The organism is Streptomyces sp. NPDC048290, assembly GCF_040652095.1.
Lineage (GTDB): Bacteria > Actinomycetota > Actinomycetes > Streptomycetales > Streptomycetaceae > Streptomyces.
Genome location: NZ_JBEZLM010000001.1, coordinates 147,566 through 159,535, shown reverse-complemented (window position 1 = coordinate 159,535; position 11,970 = coordinate 147,566). Strand labels below are relative to the sequence as shown.

The 11,970-nt window shown below is 74.1% G+C and carries 6 protein-coding genes; all 6 read left to right on the top strand.

Features of this window, described 5'->3' with window-relative positions; genetic code table 11:
• Positions 1-14 precede the first annotated feature (14 nt).
• The 6 genes from AB0D49_RS00645 (at position 15) to AB0D49_RS00620 (ending at position 11,961) form a co-directional block, all read left to right on the top strand.
• Entirely contained in the window at positions 15-6,269 is a 6,255-nt protein-coding gene (locus AB0D49_RS00645) for an amino acid adenylation domain-containing protein (protein ID WP_362748409.1), read from the top strand.
• Between the two features lie 119 nt (positions 6,270-6,388).
• The gene (locus AB0D49_RS00640; RefSeq protein ID WP_362748406.1) at positions 6,389-6,610 is read left to right on the top strand and encodes an MbtH family protein; all 222 of its coding nucleotides are present in this window, start codon (positions 6,389-6,391) and stop codon (positions 6,608-6,610) included.
• Positions 6,611-6,651: 41 nt separating this feature from the next.
• Positions 6,652-7,929 carry a cation:proton antiporter gene (locus tag AB0D49_RS00635; RefSeq protein ID WP_362748398.1) on the top strand — a complete coding sequence of 426 codons (1,278 nt, stop codon included), beginning with the start codon at positions 6,652-6,654 and terminating at the stop codon, positions 7,927-7,929.
• Positions 7,930-7,956: 27 nt separating this feature from the next.
• On the top strand, positions 7,957-9,450 hold the full coding sequence (locus tag AB0D49_RS00630) for a tryptophan 7-halogenase (protein ID WP_362748395.1): 1,494 nt from the start codon (positions 7,957-7,959) through the stop codon (positions 9,448-9,450).
• 53 nt (positions 9,451-9,503) lie between these two features.
• The gene (locus AB0D49_RS00625; protein WP_362748392.1) at positions 9,504-10,694 is read left to right on the top strand and encodes a cytochrome P450; all 1,191 of its coding nucleotides are present in this window, start codon (positions 9,504-9,506) and stop codon (positions 10,692-10,694) included.
• A gap of 13 nt (positions 10,695-10,707) precedes the next feature.
• Complete coding sequence (locus AB0D49_RS00620) at positions 10,708-11,961, top strand: cytochrome P450 (RefSeq protein WP_362748389.1); 1,254 nt, start codon at positions 10,708-10,710, stop codon at positions 11,959-11,961.
• Positions 11,962-11,970 lie beyond the last annotated feature (9 nt).

Genomic DNA, 11,970 nt, shown 5'->3' with positions numbered 1-11,970 from the left:
AGGAGAGTTACGCGATGCCCCGATCCCTCGTCGAGGACGTGTGGCCGCTGTCCCCGCTCCAGGAAGGGCTGCTCTTCCACGCCGCCCTGGACGACCGCGGCGGCCCCGACGTCTACACCGTGCAGGCCGTCCTCGCCCTCGACCAGCCGGTCGACGGCGACCGGCTGCGGGCCGCCTGGGAGGCGCTGGTGGCCCGGCACGCCGCCCTGCGCGCCTGCTTCCGCCATGTCAGCGGCGCCCAGATGGTGCAGGTCATCGCCCGCGAGGTGACCCTGCCCTGGCGGTTCGAGGACGTCAGCGGGTTCACCGGGAGCGGCGCCCTGGCCGCCGCCGACCGGGTGGCCAAGGAGGAACTCGCCCGCCGCTTCGACCTGGCCGCCGCACCGCTGCTGCGGATCGCGCTGGTGAGGCTGGCCGAGGACCGCCACTGGATGGTCGTCACCAGCCACCATGTGCTGATGGACGGCTGGTCGATGCCGGTCGTGATGAGCGAGCTGTCCGCGCTGTACGCGTCCGGCGGCGACCCCTCCGGGCTGCCCGCCACCGCCTCCTACCGGGACTACCTGGGCTGGCTCGGACGGCAGGACAAGCAGCGCGCCCGGGACATGTGGCGGGCCGAGCTGGCCGGTCTGGACGCCCCCACGCTGGTCGCGCCCGCCGACCCGACCCGGCTGCCCGACTCCGGGTTCGTCCTCACCGACCTGACCCCGGAGCTGACGGCCGGGCTCACCGCGCTGGCCCGGGGCCACGGCCTCACCCTCAACACCGTCGTCCAGGGCGCCTGGGCGGTCGTCCTCGGCCAGCTCGCCGGGCGCACCGACGTGGTGTTCGGTGCGACCGTCTCCGGCCGCCCGGCCGAACTGCCCGGCGTCGAGTCGATGGTGGGCCTGCTCATCAACACCCTGCCGGTCCGGGTCCCGCTGGACGGCGGGCGGCCCGCCGTGGAGCTGCTCACCGCGCTCCAGGAACGGCAGGCCGGACTCCTCGACCACCAGCACCTGGGCCTGCCCGAGGTACAGCGCCTCGGCGGCCCCGGCGCGGGCTTCGACACCCTGGTCGTCTACGAGAACTTCCCGCACGCCCCCTCCAAACCCGGCTCCCAGGGCCTGACCATGCGCCCGGCGAAGCTCTCCCGGGACACCGCCCACTACCCGTTCACCCTGGTCGTGGCGCCCGGCGGCGACCGGCTGCACGTCAAACTCGACCACCAGCTCGAGCTGTTCGACCGGGCCGCCGCCGAAGCCGTCCTGAACCGGCTGATCCGGGTCCTGGAACAGCTCGCCGCCGACCCGGCCGTCCCCGTCGGGCGGCTCGCCACCGTCACCGGCCCGGAGCGCGACCAGATCCTGCGCGGCTGGAACAGCGCGGGACCCGCCCGGCCCCCGGCCACCGTGCCCGCCCTGTTCGCCGCGCAGGCCGCCCGCACCCCCGGCGCCGTCGCCGTCACCGACGGCAAGCGGACCCTGACCTACGCCGAACTCGACTCCGCGTCCGCCCGGCTCGCCGGACAGCTCGCCCGGCGCGGCATCGGCCGCGGCGACCGGGTCGCCGTCCTGATGGACCGCTCCGCCGACCTGCTCACCACGCTGCTCGCCATCTGGCGGACCGGCGCCGCGCACCTGCCCGTCGACATCACCCACCCCGCCGAGCGGATCACCCACCTCCTCAAGGACGCCGACCCCGCCGCGGTCCTGTGCACCGGCGCCGCCCGCGAGTCCGTCCCCGTCGACAGCCCCGTCGCCCCGACCCCGCTGGAGGAACTCGACGGCGACGGCGGCCCGGTGGACCCCGCCGCCGCCCCGGACCCCGGCGACCTGGCGTACGTGATGTACACCTCCGGCTCCACCGGCACCCCCAAGGGCGTCGCCGTGCCGCACCGGGCGGTCGCCGCGCTCGCCGGGGACCCGGGCTGGGCGCTCGGCCCGGACGACGCCGTACTGCTGCACGCTCCGCACGCGTTCGACGCCTCCCTGTTCGAGATCTGGGTGCCGCTGGTGTCCGGCGCCCGGGTGGTGGTCGCAGAACCCGGCGTCGTCGACGCGCTGCGGGTCCGCGAGGAGGTGGCCGCCGGGGTCACCATGCTCCATCTGACCGCCGGGACGTTCCGGGTGCTCGCGGAGGAGGCACCCGAGTGCTTCGCCGGGCTGCGCGAGGTGCTGACCGGCGGGGACGTCGTCCCGCCCGGCGCCGTCGCCCGGGTCCGCGAGGCCCACCCCGGGCTGCGGGTCCGCCATCTGTACGGGCCCACCGAGACCACCCTGTGCGCCACCTGGCACCAGGTGGCACCCGGCGCCCCGCCCCGCGCCACGCTCCCCGTCGGACGGCCGCTGGCCGGGCGGCGCGCCTACGTCCTGGACGCCTTCCTCCAGCCGGTCCCCGCCGGGGTCGCGGGCGAGCTGTACCTCGCGGGCGAGGGCGTCGCCCTCGGCTACACCGGACAGTGGGCCGCCACCGCCGAACGGTTCGTCGCCGACCCGTACACGCCCGGCGCCCGGATGTACCGCACCGGCGACCTGGCCCGCTGGACCGCCGACGGCGAACTCCTCTTCGCCGGACGGGCCGACGACCAGGTCAAGGTGCGCGGCTTCCGCGTCGAACCCGGCGAGGTCGAGGCCGCCCTCGCCGCCGTGCCCGGCGTCCGCCAGGCCGTGGTCGCCGCCCGCGACGACGGCCCCGGCGAGAAACGGCTGATCGGCTATGTCGTCGCCGACGGACCCGGCCTGGACCCGGAGCAGGTGCGCGAGCAGGTCGCCCGGACGCTGCCCGAGTACCTGGTCCCGGCCATGGTGATGGCGATGGTGACGCTGCCGGTCACCCCCAACGGCAAGGTCGACCGGGCCGCGCTGCCCGCCCCCGACTTCCTGACCCGGGCCGCCGGACGCGCCCCCGAGGGCGAGACCGAACGGCAGATGTGCGCCCTGTTCGCCGAGGTGCTGGCCCTGGACGAGGTGGGCGCCGAGGACAACTTCTTCGAACTCGGCGGCGACTCCGGTCTCGGGATGCGGCTCGCCCGCCGTATCCGCGAGGATCTCGGCGTCGACCTGCCCATCCGGCGGCTGTTCTCCGCGCCGACCCCCGCCGGGGTGGCCCGCGCGCTGGCCGCCAAGGTCCGCCCGGCGCTGCGCCGGGTCGAGGACCGCCCGGACAGCGTGCCGGTGACCGCGGGACAGCGCCGCACCTGGCTCCTGGACCGGCTCACCGACGACGGCCTCGCCGCGCCCCAGCACCACGCCCTCGCCCTGCGGATCACCGGCGCCCTGGACCGGGACGCCCTCGGTGCCGCCCTCGGCGACCTGGCCGGACGCCACGAGATCCTGCGCACCACGTTCCCCGGCACCGGCCGCAGCGTGCGCCAGCACATCCAGCCTGCCGAGGACGTCCGCCCCGCCCTGCGGCTGACCGAGGCCCGCGAGGAGCAGCTCCCCGCGCTGCTGGCCGAGGCGGGCACCCACACCTTCGACCTCACCCGCGACACCCCGTGGACGCACACCCTGTTCGCGCTCTCCGCCACCGACCATGTGCTGCATCTGCTGGTCCACCGGATCGCCGCCGACGCCCGCTCCACCGGGGTCCTCATGCGTGACCTCGCCGCCGCGTACGGCGCCCGGCGCCGGGGCCGGGCGCCCGAACGGGCCCCGCTGCCGCTCCAGTTCGCCGACTACGCGCTGTGGGAGGGCGAACTGCTCGCCGGTGAACAGGACCGCGAGACCCTCGCCTGGGACGAGACCCAGTACTGGCGGGGCGTCCTCGACGGCGGCCCCGACCCTCTCGACCTGCCCGCCGACCGGGCCCGTCCGGCGCTGCCCACCCGCCGCGCCGGATCGGTGCCCGTCACGCTCGGCGCCGCCACGCACACCGCGCTCGCCTCGGCCGCCGACGCCGCGGGCGCGTCCCTCTTCACCGCCGTCCAGGCGGCGCTGGCGCTGCTGCTCGGCCGGCTCGGCGCCGCCGACGACATCACCGTCGGCACGGTCCTGGAGCGCAGCGACGACGAAGTGGAGCTGGAGGGCCTGATCGGCGCCTTCGAACGCCCCCTGGCGCTGCGCACCGACCTGTCCGGCGACCCCGCCTTCACCGACCTGGTCGCCCGTGCCCACGAGGCGGGCCGGGACGCCCGCCGCCACCAGGACGTGCCCTTCGCCCGGCTCCTGGAGTCCCTCGACCTGCCGCCGACCCCCGACCGCCACCCGGTCTTCCAGGTCGCCCTGGACGTCCACGAGGAGGGCGAGGACCCCTGGGACGCCTGGCAGCTGCCCGGTCTGAACACCCGCCCGGTCGACCTCGGCCCCGGCGCCACCGAGTACGACCTCGCCCTGCGCCTCGCCGAGACGGAGGACGCCGACGGCGGACCCGGCGGTCTGACCGGCGAACTGACCTACGCCACCGACCTGTTCGACCCGGCCACCGCCACCGCCTTCGCGGCCCGGCTCACCCGCGTCCTGGAGCAGCTCGCCGCCGACCCCGCCCTGCGCGCCGGGGACGTCGACATCCTGCTGGACGACACCGAGCGCCGGATCGTCCCGGAGCCCCTGACGGCCGTCCCCGCCACCACCGTCACCGCACTGCTCACGGCGGCGGACCCCGAGGCGCCCGCCGTGGCGTCCGGCACCGACCGCCTCAGCTATGCCGCACTGGACGCCGGGGCCACCGCCCTGGCCCGCCGGCTCGCCGCCCGGGGCATCGGCCCCGAGGACACGGTGGCCGTGGACCTGCCCACCGGCCCCGCGCTGCCGGTCGCCGCCCTCGGCGTGCTGCGCTCGGGCGCCGCCTGGCTGGTCCCCGGCCCCGGAGCGCCCCGCCCCACCGCGGTGGTCACCGCAGCCCCCGACGCCCCGCACTCCTGGCCGCAGGACGTCCCGGTGATCCCGCTCGACGCGCCCGACCCCGCCGAGGCGGACCCGGTCGCCCCGCACCCCGCCCACCCCGCCCTCCTGCTCCCCGCCGGGAACGACACCCACGCGGTCCTGGAGCACCGCGTCCTGGCCGCCCGGCTCACCCAGGCGGCCACCACCACCCCGGCCGGGGCGCCCGCTCCGCTGGACCCGGCGGCCCCGCAGTCCACCGTCGCCCTCCCCCTGCTCACCACCCTGACCGGCGGCGGCACGGTCCACTTCGCCGACGCGCAGCCCGCCCCCGCCCCCGCCGCCACCGGGCACGCCCTGCCCGAGACCGGCGGCGACTGGCTCGCCGCCCCCTCCGGCCGGACCCTCCCGCACACCGGCGCCCAGGTGCTCGACCAGCGGCTGCGGCCGGTGCCGACCGGCGTGGAGGGCGACCTCTATGTGACGGGCAGCGCGCTCGCCCGCGGCTACGCCGGGCGGCCCGCGACGACCGCCGAGGTGTTCGTCGCCGACCCCCACCGGCCCGGTGACCGGATGCTGCGCACCGGCAGGCGGGCCCGCCGCGACCGGGACGGAGCCCTGGAGCTGCGCGAGAGCCGCGCCGCCCGCACCGCGCGCCCCGGCGGCCGGGGCGGCAGCGAACTCGGGGTGCTGCTGCCGCTGCGCCCCGAAGGCACCCGCCCGCCGCTGTTCTGCCTCCACCCCAGCATGGGCCTCAGCTGGTCCTACGCGGCGCTGATCCCCCACCTCCCGGCCGATCTGCCGGTGTACGGGGTGCAGGCGCGCGGGCTCGCCGGGCCCGAGGAACTCCCGCACAGCATCGAGGACATGGCGGCGGACTACGCCGACGAGATCCGCCGGGTGCAGCCGGAGGGGCCGTACCACCTGCTCGGCTGGTCCTTCGGCGGCATGATCGCCCAGGCCATCGCCTGCCGGCTGGAGGAACTCGGCGCGGAGGTCGCCCTGCTCGCGCTGCTCGACGCCTACCCCAGCAGCGCCGGGAAGTCCGTCTCCCGGGGCCGCGACATCTCCCCCGAGGAGCAGTCGGCCACGCTGATGGAGGAGGAGATCGAGGTCTCCGCCGGGGTCGACGCCCGGAACAACCTCGGCGACCGGGTGCTGTCCCGGATGCAGGAGGTGCTGCGCAACATGGCCCAGTTCGCCCCCGGCCACAGCCCGCGCCGCTACGGCGGCGATGTGCTGCTGTTCATCGCCGCCGAGGACCGCCCCGCCGAACTGCCCGCCCCCGAGGCCCGCGCGAGCTGGGAGCCGTACACCGGCGGGGCGATCGAGGCCCATGAGATCCCCGTCGACCACTACCGCATGTTGCACCCCGGAAACCTGCCGCCGGTCGGCCGGATTCTCACCGCGAAACTCACCGCGAGCACGCCGGGAAACACCGGTTCGGCGAATTCCGGCACCGCGTGAATTCGCCTGCCCCGGCCGTCGCCCGCACCGCACCGAACAGAGCCCCAGAACCCGAGAACCCCAGAACCCCAGAACCCGAGAACTCCAGAAGCTCACAGGAAAAGAAGGCGAGTAATTCCATGACGAACCCGTTCGACAACGAGAGCGGCACCTTCCTCGTCCTGGTCAACGACGAGGGCCAGCACTCGCTGTGGCCGGTCTTCGCCGAGGTCCCGCAGGGCTGGACCACGGTGTTCGGCGAGGCCGACCGCGCCGCCTGCCTGGACTACGTCCAGCAGCACTGGACGGACCTGCGGCCCAAGAGCCTGATCGCCCGCACCGAGGGCGCGCCCACCGGCTGACCCGCCGCCCGCCCCAGGCGGCACGGAACGGAAGGAGAGGTGTGGACACCGAACAGGTGACCGCCCTGGTCATCGCGGACGTCGGGCTGATCGTCGTGGTGTCCTGGCTGATGGGCGCCCTGGCCCGGCGCCTCGGCCAGCCCACCGTCATCGGGCAGATCGCGGCCGGGATCGCCCTCGGCCCCACCCTGCTCGGCCGGCTGCCCGGCGACCCGACGAAGGCCCTGTTCCCGGCCGAGGTGCTGCCGTTCCTGACGGTGCTCTCCCAGGTGGCCGTCGTGATCTTCATGTTTCTCGCCGGGTACGAGATCAACTACCGCCAGTTGCGCGGCGGCGGCCGGTCCGTGCTCGCGGTGGCCGCGCTGGCGCTGCTGGTCCCGGCCGGGCTGAGCATGGGCGCGGTGACCGCGTTCGACGGACTGGTCGAGGCGGTCCAACCGGACGCGGGCGGACGCACGTTCGTCCTGTTCATGGCGGTGGCCTGCTCGGTGACCGCGCTCCCGGTGCTGGTGGCGATCGTGCGGGAACGCGGTCTGGCGGGCACGCCGACCGGCACGGTCGCCACCACCGCCGCCGGGATCATGGACGTGGTGGCCTGGCTGGTGCTGGCCGCCGCCTTCGCCGGTACCGCGCACTCCGGCGGGCCGTCCTGGGTGCGCGCGCTGGTGCTGATCGTGCTGTTCGCCGCAGTGATGTTCCTGGTGGTGCGGCCCGCCCTGGACTGGCTGCTGCGGCGCTCGGAGTCCCGGCTGCTCGGCCAGGTGCCGCTGGCGCTGGGGCTCGCCATGGGCAGCGCCTGGGTCACCTCCGAACTGGGGCTGCACCCGGTCTTCGGCGGCTTCCTGGCCGGGCTGGTGATGCCGCGCCGCGGTGAGTCGCCGGACCCCGAGGTGCTCCAGCCGATGGAGCAGACGGCGGGGCTGCTGCTGCCGCTGTTCTTCGTCACCACCGGGCTGAAGTTCGACATCGGCACCCTCGACGGCGACGGTCTGGTGCTGCTGGCGGTGATCCTCGCCGTCGCCGTCCTCGGCAAGCTCGGCCCCGCCTACGCGGCCTGCCGGTGCACCGGACTCGACCCGCGCGGGTCGGCCCGGGTCGCCGCGCTGGTGAACACCCGCGGCCTCACCGAGCTGATCGTGCTCAATGTGGCCCTGGAGGCCGGGGTGATCGGCCCCGGACTCTTCACCGTGCTCGTCCTGATGGCCCTCGTCACCACCTTCATGACCGGACCGCTGCTCACCCTCATCGCCCGGGGAGAACGTCCGCGCAAGGAAATTGGACGGGTTGACGAGCGGGCCGGAAAAATTCAGGCTCAATAAGTACGCATTCACGACAGGGAGTTGACTGTGGCAGCATCGACCGAAGAATTCGACGTGGCCGTCGTCGGTGGCGGACCCGCCGGTTCCACCCTTGCCGCGCTGGTCGCGAAACAAGGCCACCGGGTCGTCGTCCTGGAGAAGGAGAATTTCCCGCGCTATCAGATCGGTGAATCGCTGCTGCCGTCCACCATCCACGGAGTGTGCCGGCTCTCCGGCGCCGCCGACGACCTCGCGAAGGCCGGGTTCCCGCTCAAGCGCGGCGGCACCTTCCGCTGGGGCTCGCGCCCCGAGCCGTGGACGTTCGCGTTCGCCGTATCCCCCCGGATGGCCGGACCGACCTCCGTCGCCTACCAGGTGGAGCGGTCCAAGTTCGACGACATCCTGCTGAAGAACGCCAGCAAGCAGGGCGCCGACGTCCGCGAGGGCTGCTCGGTGCGCGGGGTCGTCGAGGACGAGGAGCGGGTGCGCGGCCTCACCTACACCGACCCCGAGGGCGTCGAGCGGGAGATCCGCGCCCGGTACGTGGTGGACGCCTCCGGCAACAAGAGCCGTCTCTACCACACCGTCGGCGGCACCCGCGAGTACTCCGAGTTCTTCCGCAGCCTCGCCCTGTTCGGCTACTTCGAGAACGGCAAGCGGATGCCGGAGCCCAGCCGCTTCAACATCCTCTGTGTCGCCTTCGAGAGCGGCTGGTTCTGGTACATCCCGCTCAGCGACACCCTCACCAGCGTCGGCGCGGTCGTCCGCCGGGAGCTGGCCGAGAAGATCCAGGGCGACCCGGAGAAGGCGCTGCGCGCGCTGATCGACGAGTGCCCGATGATCGCCGACTACCTCTCCGACGCCACCCGGGTCACCGAGGGCCAGTACGGTGAGATCCGGGTCCGCAAGGACTACTCGTACCACCAGACCACCTTCACCAAGCCCGGGATGATGCTGGTCGGCGACTCCGCCTGCTTCGTCGACCCGGTGTTCTCCTCCGGCGTCCATCTCGCCACCTACAGCTCCCTGCTGGCCGCCCGCTCCCTGAACAGCGTCCTGGAGGGCAAGGTCGGCGAGGACGCCGCCATGCGGGAGTTCGAGGCCCGCTACCGCCGCGAGTACGGCGTGTTCTACGAGTTCCTCGTCTCCTTCTACGAGATGCACCGCGACGAGAACTCCTACTTCTGGCAGGCCAAGAAGGTCACCTCCAACACCGAGCCGGAGCTCCAGTCGTTCGTGGAGCTGATCGGCGGGGTGTCCTCCGGCGAGCAGGGCCTGATGAACGCGGACGCGCTCAGCGAGCGGCTCGCGGAGAACTCCGAGGAGTTCGCCACCGCCGTGGAGAAGTACGCCGCCAACGACGACGGCAGCTCCGTACCGCTGTTCACCTCCTCCGTGGTGCGCAACGCCATGCACGAGGCCGGACAGGTGCAGATGCGGGCGCTGCTCGGGGAGGACGCCGAACCGGAGGCGCCGATGTTCCCCGGCGGTCTGGTCTCCTCCGCCGACGGCCTGTACTGGCTGCCCGCCCCGTCCGCCTGACCGGCACCACCGGACCTTCAGAGGAACCCGAGGAAGAGGGGGGAGACCCGACGATGGCGTCGTCCAAGGACGTCCCCGTGTTCAACCGCCGGGACCGGATCGACCCGGTCCCGGAGCTGACCCGGCTGAGCGAGCAGTGCCCGGTGCTGCGCACCGAACTGCACTCCGGGCCGTCCAGCCAGGTGGTCGGCTGGCTGGTCACCGGCAACGACGAGGCCCGCGAGGTGCTCAGCGACCTGGACCGGTTCACCATGCTGCCGCCCGCCGACACCGAGGCCCAGTCCCGCCAGCTCCAGAACATCGGCAATCTGCTGCACTACGACCCGCCCGAGCACTCCCGGCTGCGCAAGATGCTCAACCCCGAGTTCACCATGCGCCGCCTGCGCCGCCTCCAGCCCGGCATCGACGCGGTGGTCGAGGACTGCCTCGACGCGCTGGAGGAGGCAGGCTCCCCGGCCGACCTGATGCGCCACTTCGCCTGGCAGATCCCCGGGCAGACCGCCTGCGACCTGCTCGGCGTGCCCCGCGACGACCGGGCCGAACTCTCCCGCCAGCTCGACATCACCCGGGACGACGGCCGCGGCCGGGCCCGCCAGCTCGCCGCGGGCCGCGCCTACCGCGCCTACTTCCAGCAACTCACCGCCCGCCGCCGCCGCGACCCCGGCGAGGATCTGCTGGGCATGATGGTGCGCGAGTTCGGCGACGACATCACCGACGAGGAACTGGAGGGCCTCGCCGCGTCGCTGACCTCGGCCGGCATCGAGAACGTCGCCAGCATGTTAGGGCTCGGCACCCTGGTGCTCCTGGAACACCCCGACCAACTGGCCAAACTGATCGACGACCCGGGCCTGATCGACCGCGCGGTGGAGGAACTGCTGCGTTATGTCTCGGTGATCCCCACGCTGTCGCCGCGCACCGCCCTGACGGACGTGCCGCTCGGCGGCGAGGTGGTGCCGAAGGGGGAGCGGGTCATCTGCTCCGCCTTCGCCGTCAACCGGACCGCCGCCCCCGGCGCCGAGGACGGCTTCGACCTCACCCGGGAACCCGCCCCGCACCTGGCGTTCGGCCACGGCGTGCACTACTGCATCGGCGCCCAGTTGGCCCGGATGCAGCTGCGCACCGCCTATCTGGCGCTGTTCCGGCGCTTCCCCGAGCTGAGGCTCGCCGTGCCGCACGAGGAGATCAGCTTCCGGCTGGCGTCGTCACGGGCGTACTCCCTGGACGCGCTGCCGGTGGCCTGGTAGGAGGAAACGACCCATGCCGCAGAACACCCCGACCGCGCAGGAACCACCGCGCGCCGAGGCGCACCCCGAGCTGCTCTACACCCGCCGCACCCGCTTCGACCCGGCCGACGACCTGCGGGCCGCCCCGCCGCTCGGCCGGTACGCCGTCGGGCGCAACGAGTCCGACGAATGGGTGTGGCTGGCCACCGGCTACCACGAGGTGCGCCGCGTCCTCGGCGACCACACCAACTTCTCCACCCGCCGCCGCTGGGGCGCCGAGGGCCCCACCTGGCGTCCGCCGGAGCTGGTCGGCCACCTCATGGACTACGACCCGCCCGAGCACACCCGGCTGCGCCAGATGCTCACCCCGGAGTTCACCGTCCGGCGGCTGCGCCGTCTGGAGCCGGACATCGAGGCGATCGTCGAGGAGCACCTCGACGCCGTCGAGGCCGCCGGACCGGGCGCCGACCTGATGAAGCTGTACGCCCAGCCGGTGCCCGGCGAGGTGCTGTGCGAACTGATCGGCGTGCCCCGCGACGACCGGCCGGAGTTCCTGCGCCACTGCCACCGGCACATGGACTCCGCCCGCAGCCGCAAGGTGCGGGCGGCGGAGGGGGCCGCGTTCTCCCGCTACCTCGCCCAGATGGTGGCCCGGCAGCGCGCGGACCCCGACCACGGCTTCATCGGCGCGCTGGTGCGCGAGCACGGCGACGACTTCACCGACGACGAGATGCGGGGCGTGTGCGTCCTGCTGATCCTCGCCGGGATCGACAACATGGAGGGCATGATCGGCCTCGGCGTCCTCGCCATGCTGGAACACCCGGAGCAGCTGCCGCTGCTGCTGGGCGCCGCCGACACCCGCACCGAGGGCCGGGCGGGCGGCGGACGGCTCGCCTCGGACCGCGCCCTGGACGAACTGATCCGCTACATGTCGGTGGCCAACGCGCCCACCCCGCGGACCGCCGTGCACGACATCGAGATCGGCGGGCAGCTCATCAAGGCGGGCGAGACGGTCATCTGCTCGCTCACCATGGCCAACCGCGACCCGGCGCTCAGCGACGGCCCCGACCGGCTCGACCTGGCCCGGGAACCCGTCGCCCATGTCGCCTTCGGGCATGGCGTCCACCACTGCCTGGGCGCCGCGCTGGCCCGCACCGAACTGCGCATCGCCTACCAGGCGCTGTGGCGCCGCTTCCCGGACCTGCGGCCGGCCGTGCCCCTGGAGGAGGTGCGGTTCCACAGCCGCGCCACCGCCCACGGGGTGCACCGGCTGCCGGTCGCCTGGTGACGGAGGGCT

Coding starts and splice junctions, on each gene's coding strand:
- AB0D49_RS00645 (WP_362748409.1), top strand. CDS start 15: ATGCCCCGATCCCTCGTCGAGGACGTGTGGCCGCTGTCCCCGCTCCAG.
- AB0D49_RS00640 (WP_362748406.1), top strand. CDS start 6,389: ATGACGAACCCGTTCGACAACGAGAGCGGCACCTTCCTCGTCCTGGTC.
- AB0D49_RS00625 (WP_362748392.1), top strand. CDS start 9,504: ATGGCGTCGTCCAAGGACGTCCCCGTGTTCAACCGCCGGGACCGGATC.
- AB0D49_RS00620 (WP_362748389.1), top strand. CDS start 10,708: ATGCCGCAGAACACCCCGACCGCGCAGGAACCACCGCGCGCCGAGGCG.